Genomic DNA, 17186 nt, shown 5'->3' on the forward strand with positions numbered 1-17186 from the left:
GGGCGCGGGCGCGGGGTCGGCCGCCGGTGGGGGGTGCCCCCGTACGCGTACCGCCTCGTCTGCCTCGTACCGCCGCGTCCGCTCCGTACGCCCCGTACCGCCGGTGCGCGTCGCGGTCAGGCCTGCGGGGCGTACGCGCCTGTGAAGAGGTCCACGAGGCGGCGGGCCGGGTCCTCGCCGAAGAGCATGTCGAGTGAGGCGGCGGACATCGCGGCGGTCTCGGGCGCGCGGGGGAAGCGGACGGGCTCGTAGGCGGCGAGCGCCGGCTCGGGGGCTCCGGGGGGCGCGAGGAGGGCGGTGCCGGGGTCGGCGGCGTCGGCGAGCGCGAGGTTGGTGCCCTCGCCGGCGAAGGGGGACATGAGGTGCGCGGAGTCGCCGAGGAGGGGGACGCCGGGGACGCGGTCCCAGGTGAGGCGCGCGGGGAGGGCGTGGATGCGGCGCGGGACGAAGCCGTGCGCGGCCTCGTCGAGCGGGCCGCGCAGCTGCGGGGCCCGGTCGGTGAAGGCGTCGGTGAGGAGCGCGCGGGTCTGCTCGGTGTCCGGGAAGTCGTGCGCGTCGCCGACGAGGAGCCCGGTCGTGAAGGCGGTGCCGTCGGCGGGGGTGACCTCGTGACGCCCGGCGCCGAGCGGGCGCGCGCCGGTGACCCTCGCGTCCGGCGCACGGCGTGCGGGGGGAGGGACGTGAGTGAGGAGACCGCTGAGGCCGCCGCCGACGATCGCTATGGGGTGGTGGGGTGCTGCTGCGGGGGCGGGGTGCTGGTCATGGCTCCTCCGGGCGTGCGGGGCCGCACCGGGGAGGTGCGGGGGTGGGGCCGGGCGGTGGGCCCGGCCCCCGGGGTCAGCGCAGGCTGCGGACGGGGAGGAGGACGTGGGCGGAGGAGGTGAGCATCTCCGTGTCGCCGACGAAGGCGGCGAGGGCCTCCTCGGTGATCTCCCTGCCGGGGACGGCCTGCGGCCAGGGGCGGGTGGCGAAGATGAAGTACGCGTAGCCGCGCTGCTTGGCGGCGGCGAACCACTCCGGGGGCACCTCGCACTGGGCGTTGAGGTTCGGGGGCATGGTGAGCGCGGCCGAGCCCGCCTCGACGAGGAGCGTGAGGGGGAGCGAGGAGGTCTGCGTACCGTCGAGGAGTGTGCCGCCGACAGGGAGTTTGGTGTCCGCGAGCAGGGCGAGGGCGGCCTCGGTCGCTCCCGCGGGGCCCGCCGTGCCGTCGCCGAGCGGATAGGCGAGCAGGAACGGCATGTCGTGGGCGTCGTCGGGGTGCTTGCCGCTCCACGCCACGACGACGAGCGTGCCGAGTTCGGCGGGGCGGAAAACGCGCTGCGCGCTGTCGGTCGAAGTCACCCCCGGACCCTAGCGACTCCGCGCCGACCGACCCCTCGCGCTTTCACCTGTCCGGGGGAGCCCGGACCGGCCATCACTCCAAAGGGGAGCGCGCTCGCACGGTCGTTCCGGTCGGCGCGGTGGCCGGTTCAGCCGAGGGGAAGACCGCCGGGGAGGCCGGAGGCGAGGTCGCCGGTGGGGAGGTCGGTGGCGGCGGGGAGGCCGCCGACGAGGTCGGTGACGGCGGTGGTGGGGGCGTCGCCGATGAGGTCGGTGACGGCGGCGGTCGGGGAGCCGCTCCGTACGAGCGACGCGGGGTCGAGCTTCTCCTGCGGCAGCAGCGGCTTCACCTCGCGCGCGACGGCGTCGACGGTCGTGCCGAGCGAGTCGGGCTTCGAGGGGTCGAGCGCGTCGCTCGCGACGGTGTCGACGGCGCCCTGGAGTTCGGTCGCCGCGGTGTAGTAGCCACCGTTGAGGCTGCTCGGCGTGAGCGCGGTGGTGTCCACGGCGGGGGCGGCGAAGGCGGGGGCGGCCGCGGTCGCCGCGGCGAGGCCCCCGACGACGACGGCGGCCGCCTTCGCGACGGAGGGCGAGGTGCGGGGCTTGCGGTGCTTCGCGTGCTTGGCGGGCATGGTGATCCTCGATTCGGGAGTTGCGCGCTCTTCGTGGCCCGCCGCAGGGGCTCCGTACCCGGCCCCGTTCCTGAAGCGCTCAAGCGGCGGGAGGGACGGCGGGCCGGAGAGGGGCGCACCGGAGGGGCTGGGTGCGGGAGGGGCTGGAGCGCCGGAGTGGCTGGGTGCCGGAGGGCTGGGTGCCCGAGGCTCGGCGAGAGGGCTGGGTGCCCGAGGCTCGGCGGGAGGGCTGGAATTTCGGGGGCGCCCCCATGCGAAGGGCCGCCCCCGGGCCGGGGGCGGCCGTCTCGCGACGTCAGGCGTTGACGCAGGTGTTGCCGAAGGCCGGGTTGAGCAGGCCGATGACGTTGATCGTGTTGCCGCAGAGGTTCACCGGCACGTGGACCGGGATCTGCACCAGGTTGCCGGAGAGGACGCCCGGCGAAGAGACGGCGGCGCCCTGCGCGCCGGCGTCGGCGGAGGCGAGGCCGGCCGAGCCGGCGAGCGCGGCGGCGGCGACGGAGGAGAGGGCGAGGGCCCTGGCGGTACGCGACATGGCGAAGCGCTCCTTAACGGGTCGAGAGATCGTGCGGGGCGCCCGGCCGGTGGCGCCGACTGCGTCGTCGGCCGGGATGCCGGGAGCTGACCCGGCGTCTGCAACAACGCCGCGGGAGCATCGCGCGTTGTGCCCCGAAAAGGTGAAACGCCGCCTCGCGGGGGGCACGGGACACGCCGGACGCGCCCCCGTAGTCACTCTGTGTGATTGTACGTTCCCGGAGTTGTCACTGGTCGCGGGGCGCGGGGTGGGCCGTTCGGGGGGTTCGGCAGTCCATCCGACAAGTACACCCGAACCGCCTCGTCGATGCTGACGCATTCTCCGGAGGGCCGGGGTTAGAGTCCCGACGTTCCGCCCTTGTTGTCACGACTTGCCCGCAGTGTGCAATTCAACGGCGTGTTGGGCGTAATGTCCCGTTCCGGACCGCTGGGTCCGGGCTGTCCCCCCCGTACGCCGCCCCGGAGGGCCGTCATGCGAAGCCGACTCCCGCTGTCCGCTGTGGTGCGCCGTGGTGCGGCGTGCGCGCTGCTCGCCCTCGCCGCCCTCGCGCAGGGGCCCCTCGCGGGCGCCGCCGCGCGGGGCGAGGGGGCGACGGCCGCGAAGCCCGTACCCTCGCCCGGGCCCGCGCACGCGAAGCCCGTACCGCCGACCGGGACGGCACACGGGAAGCCCGTGCCGACCGGGACGGGCGACGGGAAGCCCGCGCCCGGCAAGGCGGCACATGGCAAGCCCGCGCCGAGCACGTCCGCGCCTGCCAAGGCTGCCAAGTCCGCGCCTGCCAAGTCTGCCAAGTCTGCGCCTGCCAAGTCTGCCAAGGCTGCCCCTGCCAAGTCTGTCCCTGCCAAGGCTGCCGAGGCGTCCGCTCCCGGTGTCGCCGCTCGCGTTCCCTTCGCGCCGCGCTGGAGCGCCACCGTGCACGGGGGCTTCGCGCGGGCCGCCGCCTCGGCCGTCGTCTGTGAGGCGCCCGCCGTCGCCGGGGTGCCCGAGTGCGCGGGGGCGCGGCGCGGCGAGAGCGCGGCCGCCGGACGTACCGCCCCCAACAACGGTGACTACGCGCTCTCCTACGCGGACAGCGACGACGACCCGAACACCTACAACTCCACCCGCGCCCGCCTCGATCTCCCCGACGGCGCGCGCATCCGCTACGCGCGCCTGTACTGGGGCGGCAATCTGCGGGTCGGCGAGCAGAAGCCGCTCGCGGACGCGGGGACCGTCCTCGTCGCCGAGCCCGGCGGTTCCTACCGGAAGGTGAGCGCCGATACGACCATCGGGCACCGCGTGGCGGGCGGCGCCGAGGCCCTGCACGCCTCGGCCGACGTCACGGACCTCGTACGCGCGAGCGGTCCGGGGGAGTGGACCGTGGCCCAGCTCCCCATCGCCAAGGGGCACTCGGAGACCGGTGGTTGGGGCGGCTGGACGCTTGTCGCCGCCTGGGAGGAGCCGGGAGCGCCGCTGCGGCGGCTGGACCTGTGGGACGGTTTCGAGTCGCTGCACGCCGACGACCGCGACCGCCGCACGCTGCGCCTGGAACTGCCGAACCACCATGTCCCCGCCGGGGCTTCGGGCCGTGCGGGGATCGTCGCCTACGACGGCGACCGGGGCATCGACGGGGACGCGGTCACGGTACGAACAGGAGAGGCGAAGCCCGTCCCGCTCGGCGGCGACGCCGCCAACCCGACCGCCGACGTCTTCAACTCCACCATCAGCGACAACACGACGAAGAGCGGCAGCAGCGCACATGCCGTTCCGCCGCACACCTTCGGTTACGACTCCGATGTCCTCGATCTGCGTGGGGCCCTGAAGCCCGGCGGGACCGGGCTGCGTGTGGACGTGTCGGCGCAGCGGGACGCGGTGTGGCTGGGGGCCTTCTGGGCGGAGACGGATGAGGTGCGGGGCGGGAGCGAGGGCGGCCGCGCGGCGGCCGTCGGCGGTGGCGCGGGGGCCGGTGGTGGTGGCGCGGCGGGCGCGGGCGGTGGTGCGGCGGCCGGTGGCGGTGGCGGTGGCGGTGGCGCCGCGAGGGTCGGCGGTGGTGCGGCGGCCGGTGGTGTGCGGGGCGGTGCCGAAGCGGGCGGGTCGCGCGGCTGATCCGTCCTCTCGCCCCGTAACCCCGTCCGCTCGTCGCACAGTTGGGTAAGCGCGCGTGTCAGTGTCAGCAGAGCAGTGCGAACTCCCGTCCCGTACACGTGTCCTGCATATCGCGCAGCCCGTCGACGGGGGCGTCGCGCGCGTCGTCACCGATCTCGTGGGCGCGCAGTGCGCGGACGGCCTGGACGTGCACCTCGCCTGCCCACCCGGTGGGGCGCTCGGTGAACAGGCCCTGCGGCACGGCGCGTTCGTCCACGAGTGGTATGCCGGACGCGTTCCCGGACCGACGCTGCGGGCCGAAACCGCAGGTCTGCGAAGGGTGCTTGAGGCTGTACGGCCCCAACTCCTGCACGCGCACAGCGCGAAGGCAGGTCTCGCCGCACGGCTCGTGGCGCGCGGGGCGGTGCCCACCGTCTTCCAGCCGCACGCCTGGTCCTTCGAGGCGGTGGGCGGCCCCGTCGGCGCCTTCGCGCGGCACTGGGAGCGGTACGGGGCCCGCTGGGCCGACCGGCTGCTCTGCGTGAGCGACGCCGAGCGACGTACCGGCGAACAGGCGGGCGTGCGGGGCGAGTTCACCGTACTGCCGAACGGCGTCGACCTCGCCGCCTTCCGTCCCGACGGCGGCAGGTACGCGTACGGGGACGGCGCGCCGCTCGTCGTGTGCGTGGGGCGGCTGTGCCGGCAGAAGGGGCAGGACGTGCTGCTGCGGGCCTGGCCCGCCGTGCGCGCGGCCGCGCCGGGGGCTCGGCTCGTGCTCGTGGGGGACGGGCCCGATGAGGCGGAGTTGCACCAACAGGCGGGCGAGGGAGTCGAGTTCGTGGGCGCCGCGCGGGACTGCGCGCGCTGGTACCGGGCCGCGGACCTCGTGGTCCTGCCCTCGCGCTGGGAGGGGATGGCGCTCGCGCCGCTGGAGGCGATGGCCTGCGGGCGCGCGCTCGTCCTCACGGACACGGGCGGCGCCCGCGAGAGCCTGCCCGCCGCGGCGCTCCCGTACAGCCTCGTACCACCCGAGGCGCCCGGCGCGCTCGCCACAGCGCTCACGCACCTGCTGCGCGCCCCGGAGCTTCGCGCGGACCTCGCGGCAGCGGGACTCGCGCACGTGCGCGCCCACCACGACGTACGACGCACCGCGCGGGCCGTCTCCGCGCTCTACGGCGACCTGCTCGCGCGGGCGTCCAGGACCACCCCTCCGGGCCCGCGCGGCACGATCGCCGGGACCCGCCCTCCCAGGGAGTCGATGACCTCGTGAGCGTGGAGAACGACCTTGTGCGCGTGGAGCTTTCGCCGTCGGAGGAGGTAGCGGCCGGGGGCGAGCCGAGGGGTGAGTCCGGGGGTGGGCCGAGGGGCGAGTCCGGGGGTGGGCCGGCGGGTGGTCCGGTGGCCGAGTCGGCGGGTGGGCCGGTGGGTGGGCCGGTGGCCGAGCCGCAGCGTGCGGAGTGGCCGGGGGCGGAGCGCTTGACGGCGCGTGTGGAGCGGCGGGGGGTGGAGTGCGGGACGGCGCGTGCGGAGTGGCGGGGGGTGGAGTGCGTCGGGGAGCGTGTGGTGGAGCAGGGTGGGGGGAGTGGTGGGGGCTCGGGGGTGTCTAGGGGGGCGTCTACGGGTTTTCCCCTAGGGGATGGGTGGGCCCCCGACGGGCCACAACGCGCGGCGGACGGGAGGGGTTCCCGCACGTCAACCGCGAGTTCGCCGATCACCCTCACGAAGACGCGCCCGGCCCTTATGGAGACGCGACCGGCGCGCACGGAGGGGGGCCCGGCCCTTACGGAGGCGCGCCCGGCCCTTACGGAGCCGCGCCCGGCGCTCGCGGAGGGGCGACCTGCCTTGACGGAGCCGCGCCCTTCCCTCGCGAAGGGGCGCGCCGCCTTCGCGGAGCCGCGCCCCGCCCGCACTGAGCCGCGCCCCGCCCTCGCTGAGCCGCGCCCGGCCTTCGCGGAGCCGCGCCCCGCCCGCACTGAGCCGCGCCCCGCCCTCACTGAGCCGCGCCCGGCCTTCGCGGAGCCGCGCCCCGCCCGCACTGAGCCGCGCCCCGCCCTCACTGAGCCGCGCCCGGCCTTCGCGGAGCCGCGCCCCGCCCTCACTGAGCCGCGCCCGGCCTTCGCTGAGCCGCGCCCCGGGCCTCGGCGGGCTCCGCACCCCTCGCTCGCTCTCGTCACCGCCGATCTGCTCGGCGTGCTCGCGGGCGGGCTGGTCGCCGGGGTGGGCCGGGGGTGGGAATGGGGGCTCCTCGTCGGGGTGTTGCTCGCGCTCGTCACGCGGTCCGCCGGTCTGTACCGGCCCGGCCCCGAGACCGGGGTGCTCGACGAGGTGCCGGGGCTGTGTGCCCGTACCGCCCTCGCCTGGGCCGTCCTCGCCGCCCTGCTCGCCGCCGTGCGGCCCGCCGAGGCGCTGCCCCTCCCCGCCCTCGGCACCGCCTGGGCCGTACAGAGCCTCGTCGCCGCGAGCGGGCGCGGGCTCGTGCACGGGCGGCGGCGGGCGCGGCGCCGGGCACGGCCCGCGGCGGCGCTGCTCATCGGGGACGCCCGTACGCACACCGTCGCCGAGGTACTGCTCAGGTGCGAGCGGCCCGTCGTGCGGCCCGTCGGGATCGTCGGGCCACGGGCGGGGACCCCGGGGACCGTGCCCGTGCTCGGTTCGGCCGACGAGGTGCGGCGCGCCCTCGGCGCGTACGACGTACGGCTCGCGCTCTGCGTCGGCGAGCCCTCCGCGGCGTACCTGCGGCTCCTGCGCGCCCACGGCTGCGCCCTGTGGCGCCTCGACGCGCGCGGCCCCGGGCACGGCGCGGCCCCCGGCACCACCAGCCTCGCCGGATACCCGCTCACTCCGCTGCCCCCCGGCCCCCGCCGCCCCGGCGCGGGCAAACGCGCCCTCGACCTCGCGCTCGCGGGGCCCGCCCTCGTGCTCCTCTCGCCGCTCCTGCTCGCCTGCGCCCTCGCCGTACGTCTCAGCGACGGCCCCGGCGTCCTCTTCCGCCAGGAACGCGTCGGCCGGTACGGCAAGACCTTCACGCTCCTCAAGTTCCGCAGCCTGCGCCCCCACGACGACCGCGAGGCCGCCACGCGCTGGAACGTCGCCCACGACGACCGCATGAGCCCCGTCGGCCGTTTCCTGCGCCGCTCCTCGCTCGACGAGCTTCCCCAGCTGTGGAACATCCTGCGCGGCGACATGAGCCTCGTCGGCCCACGCCCCGAACGCCCCTTCTTCGTCGCCGAGTTCAGCCGTACGTACGCGGGCTACCGGCACCGGCACCGCGCGCCCGTCGGTCTCACAGGGCTCGCGCAGATCAGCGGCCTGCGCGGGGACACCTCCATCGAGGACCGCTGCCGCCACGACAACTACTACGTCGACCACTGGTCGTTGTGGCACGACGTACGCATCCTCGTGCGCACCGCCCTCTCGCTCGTCCGCCCCTCGGGGAGCTGACCCCCTTGACCCACGCCGCCGCCCACACCCCAGCCCGCGCCGCCGCCCAGCCCTCCGGCCCGCTCACCGCCGAGTCCTCCGGCCCGCTCACCGCCGAGCCGTCCGGCCCGCGCTCCGCACCGCCCGCGCCCCCGGCCCCCGGGCCGCCCGCGTCCCCCGCGTACCGCCCCGCCCCGCTCACCGTCCTCGCGCGCGCCCTGCGCCGCCACGTACCCGCCCGCCTGCTCCCCGCGCTCGCCGTCCTCGGCCTCCTCGCCTCCCCGGCGTCCCCCGGCGCCGAGGGCGCGACCCCCGCCGACGCCGCCTCCGGCGTCCTCGTCGTGTGCGTCGCCCTGGGCCTCCTGCGCACCCGCGCGCGGCCCCTCACCGCGCGCGCTGTGCTCGTCCTCGGCGTGCCCGTCCTCGCGCTCGCCCTCGCCGCGCTCGGCGCGGCCGACGCCGCGAGCGGGATCGCCGGGCTCGGGCGCTACCTCCAGATCTTCGTCCTCGTCCCCGCCGCCCTCCTCCTCTCCCTCCGCGACCCGCGCGACTTCCGCGTCCTCGCCTGGGGGCTCGTCGCCCTCGCCCTCGCCGAGGGCGGCATCGGGCTCGCCCAGTACCTCACCGGCACAGGCGCCTCCTACAGGGGCGAGGACATCCGCGCCGTCGGCACCTTCGGTCCCGCCGACATCATGGGCATGGCCACCGTCGTCGCCTACGGGCTCGTCGCGGCGAGCGGCCTCGCCCTCGCCCGTACGCACGAGGCGCCGCGCCTCCAACGGCCCCTCGCCGCCGCCTGCGCCGCGGCCCTCGTGGTCCCGCTCGCGCTCTCCTTCAGCCGCGGCGCCTGGATCGCCACCGCCGCGGTGCTCGGCCTCCAGCTCCTCGCCGCGGGACCCCGCCGCGCGCTCAAGGTCCTCGCCGCGGCGAGCGCCGCCGCCGTCGTCCTCGTCGGTGGCCTCGGCATCGGCTCCGCGATGCTGCACGAACGCCTCAGCAGCATCACCAAGATCACCGACGCACCCGACCAGTCCGTCACCGACCGCTACACCATGTGGGCGGCGGCGACCGGCATGTGGCGCGAGCACCCCGTCACCGGCGTCGGCCTCAAGGAGTTCCCCGCCCACCGCGACAGCCACGCCTCGCTCGCCCTCTCGGCCGGCAGCGACACCGCGGGCGCGGGCCAGGACTTCCGCGTCCAGCCGCTCCTGTCCCCGCACAACATGTACCTCCTCGTCCTCAGCGAACAGGGCCTCATCGGGCTCACCGCGCTCGCCGGGTGCTGGGCAGCGCTCCTCGTCACCGGAGTGCTCCGCCTCACCGGCACCCACCGCACCCGCGCCCCGCGCGGCCGCCCCCTCGACTGCGGACTCGTCGCCTGCGGCCTCCTCCTGTGGCAGCTCGTCGACTTCGCCTACGCCGACATCGGCGGCCCGGCCACCGTCCTGACCGCCCTCGCCCTCGGCCTCGCCGCCTGGTGGGGACTCGGGGCGCTGCCCTCCACGCACGGGACTGGGACGGCGCGGGGGTACGGGGGCGGGGCGGCGCGGCGGTCCGGGGGAGGGGCGCCGCAGCGGTACGGGGACGGGGCGTCCCCCTCGCCCTCGTGCGAGGCGCCCGCCGCCGCTCCGTACCCCGCCTCCCCGACCACCGAGAGGCGGACCCCGTGAACGACGGGCCCACGTCCCCCGCGCCCCCGAGCGCCGCGCCCCCGAGCCCCGTGGCCCCAACTCGCGTGCCCACGAGCCCCGCGCCCGCGCCTGTGAACGCCGCGAAAACTCTGAACGCCGTTCAGAGTTCGAACCCCGCGAAGACTTTCCCCGCCCCCCGCACGGAAGACCCCGACCCCTCCGGCCGGTTCCTCGCGCGCGCCGCCGGGATCACCGCGGCGCTCACCGTCGCCGGGTCCGTGCTCGGGCTCGTCCGCGACCAGGCGCTCGCGCACTTCTTCGGGGCCGGGCAGGAGACCGACGCCTTCCTCGTGGCGTGGACCCTGCCCGAGTTCGCCTCCACGCTCCTCATCGAGGACGGCACCGCGCTCGTCCTCGTCCCCGCGTTCTCGCTCGCGCTCGCCCTGCGCGCCACGAACCGGCCGGGCGAAACCGACCCCGTGCGCGCCCTCGTGCGCGCCACGCTCCCGAAGTTCTGCGCGATCCTCTCGCTCGTCGCGCTGCTCCTCGTCGCGGGCGCCCCCTGGATCGTCGAATCCCTCGCCCCCGGACTGCCGCGCCGTCAGCTGGCCGTGGACTGCACCCGGCTCACCGCGACCTGCGCCCTCAGCTTCGGCCTCGCCGGGTACTGCGGCGCCGCGCTGCGCGTCCACCGCCGCTACCTCTCGCCCGCCTCCATCTACGTCGCCTACAACACCGGCATCATCGCCGCGATGGCCCTCGTCGGCGCCTGGGCCGGCTGGGGCGTACGTGCGGCCGCGCTCGGCGTCGCACTCGGGGGCGGCCTCATGGTCCTCGTCCAGGCGCCCTTCCTCGTACGGGAGTTGCGCGAGCGGCGCGTCATCGGCGGCCGGAGCGGCGGCGCACCGGAGGCCCGTGCCCGCCTCTTCGATCCCGCGCTCCTCGGACCCGTCCTGTGCTTCGCGCTCTTCCGCCAGTCCCAGGTGCTCATCGAGCGCTGGTTCGGCTCCGAACTCCCGCCCGGCGCGATCTCCCACCTCAACTACGCGCAGAAGGTCGCGCAGGTCCCGATGGTCATGTCGCTCATGCTCGCGACCGTCACCTTCCCCGTCGTCGCCAAGGCGCTCGCCGAAGGCCGCGCCGAGGACGCCCGCCGCCGCGTCGAGCGCGACCTCTCGCTCGCCGGGTGCGTCGTCCTCCTCGGCGCAGGCGCCGTCATCGCCTGCGCCGAGCAGATCACCGGACTCCTCTTCCAGCGCGGCGCCTTCACCGCGTCCGACACGGCGGCGACCGCGGCCGTCATGCGCGTCTACGCGCTCGGCCTCCTCGGCCACACCCTCGTCGGCGCCCTCATCCGCTCCTACTTCTCCGCCGCGCGCAAGACCTGGTACCCCGCGGCCGCCATGCTCGTGGGACTCACCGTCACCGCCGCCGGCGCCGCCCTCCTCACCCCGCCCCACGGCGTACTCGGCCTCGCCGCCGCCAACGCCCTCGGCATCAGCACCACCGCGGCCCTCCTGCTCGCGGGACCCCTGCGCCGCACCCTCCCGCTCCGCACCGGCGCCGTCACGCGCGACCTCGCGGGACTCGTCCTCGCCACCGCACTCGGCTGCCTCGCCGCGCACCTCGCGGCACAGCGCCTCACCACCCCCGCCGCCGGGCTCGCCGCAGGGACCCTCGCCCTCCTCACCGTCTCCCTCGGCACCGCGCTCGCCCTGCGCCTCCCGGCCGCCGAGGTCCTCCGCCAGACCGTGGCGAACCGATTCGCGAACCGATTCGCGAACCGGTTCGGCCGTACCTCCCGTACGAGCGAACCGGTTCGCGACACGTCATCCACCCCCGCCCCCCGTACGAGAAAGCGCCGCGATGCCCGCTGAACCGCCCGCCGCCCCCGCGCCCGCCTTTCCCGCGCGCACCACCGCCTCCACCCCGCTGTGGGTGCTCATGTACCACTCGGTCTCCGCGGTGCGCGAGGACCCGTACCGCGTCACCGTCACGCCGCACCGCCTGGAGCGGCAGCTCCGCTGGCTGCGGCGGCGCGGACTGCGCGGCGTCTCCGTCGCCGAACTCCTCACCGCCCGCGCCGCAGGACGCGGCGACAACCTCGTCGGCCTCACCTTCGACGACGGCTACGCCGACTTCCTCTCGCACGCCGTCCCCCTCCTGCACCGTTACGGCTGCACGGCCACCGTCTTCGCCCTCCCCGGCCGCCTCGGCGGCGACAACGCCTGGGACCCGCTCGGCCCCCGCAAGCCCCTCCTCACCGCCGCCGGACTGCGCCGCGTCCGCGCCGAAGGCATGGAACTCGCCTCGCACGGCCTCACCCACGTCGACCTCACCCGCGCCGACGACACCACGCTGCACGCCGAGACCGCCGGCGCCCGCACCCGCCTCACCGCACTCACCGGCACCCCCGTGGACGGCTTCTGCTACCCGTACGGGACCCTCGACGCGCGCGCCATGCACGCCGTGCGCGCCGCCGGATACCGGTACGCCTGCGCCATCGACCCCGGCCCGCACACCGGCCCGTACGCCCTCCCGCGCGCCCACGTCGGCAGCCGCGACACCGCACCGTTCCTCGCACTCAAGCGCCGCCTCCACGCGCGCCGCCGCCCCACCGCGCTCACCACCCTCCCGTACGCGCCCACCGCGCCCGACGAGGCGGCCCGCGTATGACCACCGCCGCCCCCGCCCCGCGCACCGCGCCCCACCAGGACCCGGTCGACCGGCCCCGCGTCCTGCACGTCATCACCGGCCTCGGCGTCGGCGGCGCCGAGCAGCAGCTGCGCCTCCTCGTCCCCCGCCTCACCGCCGACAGCGAAGTCCTCACCCTCACCCACCCCGGCCCGCTCGCCACCGCGCTGCGCGCCGACGGCGTCCCCGTCCACCACCTCGGCATGCGCGGCAACCGCGACCTCACCGCGCTGCCCCGCCTCACCCGCCACATCCGCACGGGCCGCTACGACCTCGTGCACACGCACCTCTACCGCGCCTGCCTCTACGGCCGCATCGCCGCGCGCCTCGCCGGGGTGCGCGCCCTCGTCGCCACCGAGCACTCCCTCGGCGACACCGGGATCGAGGGCCGCCCCCTCACCCCCGGCGTCCGCGCGCTCTACCTCGCGGGCGAACGCCTCGGCACCGCGACCGTCGCCGTCTCCGACACCGTCGCCGAACGCCTCGGCCGCTGGGGCGTCCCCGAAGAGCGCGTCCACGTCGTCCCCAACGGCATCGACGCCACCGCCTTCGCCCACGACCCCGAACTGCGCACCACCGCCCGCACCGCGCTCGGCATCCCCGAAGGCGCCCACGTCCTCGCCGGAGCCGGCCGCCTCGTCCCGGGCAAACGCTTCGCCGCCCTCGTCGAAGCCCTCGCGCTCCTCCCCGCCGACCACCACCTCGTCCTCGCCGGAGCGGGCCCCGAGGAGGCGGCGCTCCGCGCCCTGACCGCGCGCCTGCGCGTCGGCGACCGCGTCCACCTCACCGGCGAACAGGACCCCCACGGACTGCGCGCCCTGTTCTGCGCCGCCGACGTCTTCGTCTCACCCTCCGCCGACGAAGCCTTCGGCCTCGCGTGCGTCGAAGCGCTCGCCGCGGGACTCCCCGTCCTCTACGTGCGCTGCCCGGCCCTCGAAGACCTGCCCCCCGAGTCCGCCCCCGCCCAGCGCGTCGGCGGCTCACCCGCGGCCCTCGCCGAAGCCGTGCGCTGGGGCCGCGCCACCGGGCACGGGCGCGGACTCCCGGCGGGCGCGCGGCTGCCCGTACCCGCGGCCGTGCGCCACTACGCCGTCGAGCGCTCCGCCGCGCTCATCGACACCGTCTACCGCCACGCCCTCACCCAGGCGGCGACCACCACCGCCGCCCGCCCCCCGCGCCCCCGCGCGCCCCGCCAGCACCGTACGAAAGCGAAGACGCCGTGAGCACCAGCCCCACCAGCCCCACCGGCACCACCAGCCCCACCGGCACCACCAGGACCGAAGGTACCCCCGCCCGCCGCCGCCTCGCCCGCCTGCGCGCCCTGCCCGCCTGGGCCCTCCTCGGCGCGGGCGCGCTCATCGGCGCGGGCGGCGGCGCCGCGTACGGGCTCGCGAGCCCCGTCACGTACACCGCGACCGCCTACGTACTCGCCGTACCCGGCAAGGGCGGCGACCCCGCCTCCGCGCTCGGCTTCGCGCAGGCCTACGGGCGCGTCGCGACCCAGCTCGGCGTCCTCGGCGACGCGCAGGTCGAGGCCCGCGTCCCGCTCGCCACGCTCCGCTCGTCCGTCACCGCCGAGACCTCGCCGGACGCCCCCATGATCAGCATCGGCGCGCGCTCGGGCGACCCGGCACAGGCCGCGGACACCGCCAACGCCGTCGCCGGCGCGCTCGTCACCGCCGCCGGGCACAACGCCACCGACACCCGCGTCTCGCTCGTCTCCTTCTCCCGCGCCCTCGCCCCCACCGCCCCCACGAGCCCCGGCCCCCTCCTCACGACGGGCGTCGGGGCCTGCGCGGGCGGCCTCGTCGGCGCCCTCGCCCTCCTCGCCCGCCCCCGCCGCGCCCTGCCCGGGCCCGCCGCCCTGCCCGCGGGCTCCGTCCCCGCCCCGGCGGAGCCGCAGCGGCCGCACGAGACCGCCACGCGCACCACGACCTGACACCCCGCCACCTCAGGCCCCGCCCTCTCGTTCCACCCACGCCATGAACCACTCCGAAGCGCACCGGGGGAAGCCCGCACCGATGAGTACCGAGCACGACACCCTCGCCCGCCGCGTCCCCCTCCCCGGGCCCGCGGCGCCCCGTACCGGCGAAGGGCCCCGTACCGAGGCCGACCCGGCACCCTGCACCACCGAATGGATCACCGAGCCAGGCGCCTTCGCACTCCTCGCCCCCGCCTGGCGCCGCCTCGCCGCCGCCTGCCCCAGCGCGACCCCCTTCCAGAGCCACGCCTGGCTCAGCTCCTGGTGGCAGTCGTACGGGACACCGGGCGCCCTCCGCGTCCTCGTCGTCCGCAGCGGGGATCGGCTCGTCGCCGCAGCCCCCCTCATGCGCGCCCCCGGGCCGCTGCCCGCGCTCGTCCTCCTGGGCGGCGGAATCTCCGACTTCGGCGACGTCCTCGTCGACGCCGCGCACGCGGGCCCCGCCGCCCGCGCCCTCGCGGCCGCCCTGCGCCGCGCCGCCCGCACCACCCTCATCGACCTGCGCGAACTGCGCCCGGGGGCCGCCACCGAACTCCTCCTCGCGCACTGGCGCGGCCTCGTCGTACGCCGCCCCGACTCGCCCTGCCTCGAACTCCCCGCGCGGCCCCTCGCCGAACTCCTCACCCGGCTCCCCGCCTCGCGCGCCCAGCGCTTCCGCGCCAAACTCCGCAAGATCGACGCCCTCGGCATCGAGGCCACCCCCGTCCCCGCCGAAGACGTCCCCGCCGCGATCCGCACCCTCCTGGCCCTCCACCGCCGCCAGTGGCAGGGCCGCAAAGTCACCCCCGAGCACCTGCGCCCCCGCTTCCGCGACCACCTCGTGCGCTCCGTCACGACGATGGTCCGCACCGGGGAGGCCCAGCTCACCGCCTACCGCATCGACGGCGAGACCGTCGCCGTCGACCTCACCCTGCTCTCGCGGCGCCTCGCGGGCGGCTACCTCTACGGAGCCGACCCGGCGCTGCGCGAACGCAAGGCCGACGTCGCCACGATGCTCCTGCGCACCGCCTCCGCGCTCGCCGCCGACGACGGCCGCGAGACCCTGAGCCTCCTGCGCGGCACGGAACCGTACAAGAGCCACTGGCGCCCCGACACCGTCGTCAACCAGCGCCTCCTGCTCTCCACGCGCCGCACCGCGCCCCTCCTGTGGCTCCGCACCGCCCACGCCACCGCCCGCACCCAGGCGGCCACCTGGCTCCACGCCCGCCGCTCCTGACCCCCCGGGGGGCGACCCCTCCCCACAGGGCCGCCCCCACCTCCGTACCGCCCCCACCTCCGTACCGCCCCCACCTCCGTACCGCCCCGGGTGCGTACCGCCCCCGCCGCCGTGCCGTCAGCCGCTGACCGTCACCAGTTGAAGCGCACGCACACCCGCCCCCCGAGCCGCTCCTCCAGCCACGACCCGAGCCGCACCGGCATGCAGCCCGCCATGTCCTGCGTCGCCCCGGTGCCCTCCTCGGCGGGCAGGCCGCCGCCCTCCGTGAACGCCTGCCGGTAGACCGCCGTTGCCCGCGGATTCATCCGGCACTGCCACACCCCGTGCGGGCAGTAATCGGAAAGCGTCTGGTAAAGCGGCGGGTGCGCCTCCATCCAGCGGACCATCCGCCGCATGTACTCCGCGTTGTCACCGTTCTTGAAAAGCCCCCACTCGGGGTACGAGATCGGCTTTCCGTGCTTCGCGGCGAAATCCACCTGAGCCTGGAGCCCGTACGGTTCCGAGATCTGCCGGTCGAAATCCGTGCCGTGCGGCTGGTCGTAGGAATCCATCCCGATGATGTCCACCGCCTGGTCGCCCGGATAGCACTCCGTCCACGGCGTCGCGTCCCGTCCGCGCGTCGGCGTGAAATCGAAACGGAAACCCGCGCCCTCGACCCCGTTCATCACCCGGGCGATGCGCGCCCAGTACGTCCGCCACGCGCGCGGGTCGGGCCCGCAGCGGTGCGTGTACGTCGTGCCGTTCATCTCCCAGCCGACGACGAGCACCGCGTCCTTCACGCCGAGCCCCACGAGCCGCCGCGCGAGCCGCTGGAAGTGCCCGTCGTACAGGCCCGCCGCCCCGCGCCGCAGTTCGCGCGCCACCACCGCGTCCGGCACCCGGCTCTCCGTGTGCTCCAGCATCGGCACGTTGAGGACGAGCGTGCGGCCCGGCTTCGCCTTGTACCAGTCCGCCCAGTCCGTGAGCCACGCGGGCGCGCCCTCGATGTTCTGCCACACGTCCCCCGGCAGGTACGTGTGCCCCACCGTCACCTCCCGCCCTCCGAGCCAGCGCGAGAAGTCCGTCATCCGCGCGATGCCGCGCGGGCCGTAGTGGAGGTACGCGCCGAAACCGGGGGAGGGGGCGGCGGCGCCGGGGCCCGGCGAGGGGCTCGCTGCGGGGCTCGTGGCGGGACGCGCTGCGGGGCTCGTGGTGAGGGGCGGGGCGCCCGCAGGGACCGTCGTCCCCGGGCCGGGGAGCGCGGGCGACGGCGGGACCGAGGCCACCTCGCCCGGGCTCGCCACCGCGTTCACGTCGCGCCCCGTTCCGGGAGGCGCCCCGTCCTCCGCACCCCGCACGCCCGGTGATTCCCCGTCATTCGTGTCCCCGTGTTCCCCGGCCGAAAGCGCCGCTACCGGTACCGTCGCGATCGTGACCGCGCCCACCGGGGCCGGAGCGAAAGCGAGAACGCCGATAATTCCGGCGGCGCCGATCGCGAGTCGCTTACGGTCGCGGCGGAATCTCTCCCTGGTCATACCCGTCTCCTGGAGCTGTGGTGCCCGGCCCGGCCGCGGCACGGAAGTGGTGGGATGTCACTCGTATGTATTTCTCTTACGCCGACCGGGTGCGTAACCCGTTCGCGAAATCCACCCCCCATCCGGCCGAATCCCCACCGCGGGCGTCTTCGTCCGGGAAAGTGAATTCCCGGGTCACC

At 76.4% G+C, this 17186-nt stretch carries 14 protein-coding genes; 9 read left to right on the forward strand and 5 right to left on the reverse strand.

From position 1 onward, the window contains the following. Nucleotides 1–116: 116 nt before the first annotated feature. The 4 genes from ACQYWQ_RS17065 to ACQYWQ_RS17080 all read right to left on the reverse strand — a co-directional run bounded on the left by ACQYWQ_RS17065 (nucleotide 117) and on the right by ACQYWQ_RS17080 (nucleotide 2487). On the reverse strand, nucleotides 117–359 hold the full coding sequence (locus ACQYWQ_RS17065; RefSeq protein ID WP_431035609.1) for a hypothetical protein: 243 nt from the start codon (nucleotides 357–359) through the stop codon (nucleotides 117–119). A 478-nt stretch (nucleotides 360–837) separates the two neighbouring features. Continuing rightward, a complete protein-coding gene (locus tag ACQYWQ_RS17070) occupies nucleotides 838–1341 on the reverse strand; it encodes a DUF5949 family protein (protein ID WP_431035610.1) in 504 nt (167 codons plus the stop codon). A gap of 128 nt (nucleotides 1342–1469) precedes the next feature. Beyond that, a complete protein-coding gene (locus ACQYWQ_RS17075) occupies nucleotides 1470–1952 on the reverse strand; it encodes a hypothetical protein (protein WP_431035612.1) in 483 nt (160 codons plus the stop codon). A 295-nt stretch (nucleotides 1953–2247) separates the two neighbouring features. Next, complete coding sequence (locus ACQYWQ_RS17080) at nucleotides 2248–2487, reverse strand: chaplin (RefSeq protein ID WP_431035614.1); 240 nt, start codon at nucleotides 2485–2487, stop codon at nucleotides 2248–2250. Nucleotides 2488–2958: 471 nt separating this feature from the next. Between ACQYWQ_RS17080 and ACQYWQ_RS17085 the strand changes: the two genes are divergently transcribed. From ACQYWQ_RS17085 to ACQYWQ_RS17125, 9 genes are all read left to right on the forward strand, one after another. Next, nucleotides 2959–4572, forward strand: coding sequence for a DUF3344 domain-containing protein (locus ACQYWQ_RS17085; protein WP_431035615.1), 1614 nt, complete (start codon nucleotides 2959–2961; stop codon nucleotides 4570–4572). A 61-nt stretch (nucleotides 4573–4633) separates the two neighbouring features. Continuing rightward, nucleotides 4634–5821 (forward strand): glycosyltransferase, encoded by a 1188-nt coding sequence (locus ACQYWQ_RS17090; RefSeq protein ID WP_431039226.1) that lies wholly within the window; start codon nucleotides 4634–4636, stop codon nucleotides 5819–5821. A gap of 572 nt (nucleotides 5822–6393) precedes the next feature. Beyond that, complete coding sequence (locus tag ACQYWQ_RS17095) at nucleotides 6394–7992, forward strand: exopolysaccharide biosynthesis polyprenyl glycosylphosphotransferase (RefSeq protein ID WP_431035616.1); 1599 nt, start codon at nucleotides 6394–6396, stop codon at nucleotides 7990–7992. Between the two features lie 197 nt (nucleotides 7993–8189). Further along, nucleotides 8190–9641: an O-antigen ligase family protein gene (locus ACQYWQ_RS17100; protein WP_431039227.1), complete on the forward strand. Its 1452-nt coding sequence runs from the start codon at nucleotides 8190–8192 to the stop codon at nucleotides 9639–9641. Between the two features lie 92 nt (nucleotides 9642–9733). Continuing rightward, nucleotides 9734–11479 carry a murein biosynthesis integral membrane protein MurJ gene (murJ, locus tag ACQYWQ_RS17105; RefSeq protein ID WP_431035617.1) on the forward strand — a complete coding sequence of 582 codons (1746 nt, stop codon included), beginning with the start codon at nucleotides 9734–9736 and terminating at the stop codon, nucleotides 11477–11479. Beyond that, a complete protein-coding gene (locus ACQYWQ_RS17110) occupies nucleotides 11469–12278 on the forward strand; it encodes a polysaccharide deacetylase family protein (protein WP_431035618.1) in 810 nt (269 codons plus the stop codon). Before murJ ends, ACQYWQ_RS17110 begins: the two co-directional genes overlap by 11 nt. Then, nucleotides 12275–13519, forward strand: coding sequence for a glycosyltransferase (locus tag ACQYWQ_RS17115; RefSeq protein ID WP_431035620.1), 1245 nt, complete (start codon nucleotides 12275–12277; stop codon nucleotides 13517–13519). Before ACQYWQ_RS17110 ends, ACQYWQ_RS17115 begins: the two co-directional genes overlap by 4 nt. Continuing rightward, the gene (locus ACQYWQ_RS17120; RefSeq protein WP_431035621.1) at nucleotides 13516–14235 is read left to right on the forward strand and encodes a lipopolysaccharide biosynthesis protein; all 720 of its coding nucleotides are present in this window, start codon (nucleotides 13516–13518) and stop codon (nucleotides 14233–14235) included. Before ACQYWQ_RS17115 ends, ACQYWQ_RS17120 begins: the two co-directional genes overlap by 4 nt. Nucleotides 14236–14317: 82 nt before the next feature. Next, nucleotides 14318–15493 (forward strand): GNAT family N-acetyltransferase, encoded by a 1176-nt coding sequence (locus tag ACQYWQ_RS17125; protein WP_431035623.1) that lies wholly within the window; start codon nucleotides 14318–14320, stop codon nucleotides 15491–15493. A gap of 131 nt (nucleotides 15494–15624) precedes the next feature. On the opposite strand, the gene ACQYWQ_RS17130 is transcribed toward ACQYWQ_RS17125, so the two are convergent. Beyond that, entirely contained in the window at nucleotides 15625–17007 is a 1383-nt protein-coding gene (locus ACQYWQ_RS17130) for a hypothetical protein (RefSeq protein WP_431035625.1), read from the reverse strand. Between the last annotated feature and the right edge of the window lie 179 nt (nucleotides 17008–17186).

Source organism: Streptomyces sp. P6-2-1, from assembly GCF_050613165.1.
Lineage (GTDB): Bacteria > Actinomycetota > Actinomycetes > Streptomycetales > Streptomycetaceae > Streptomyces.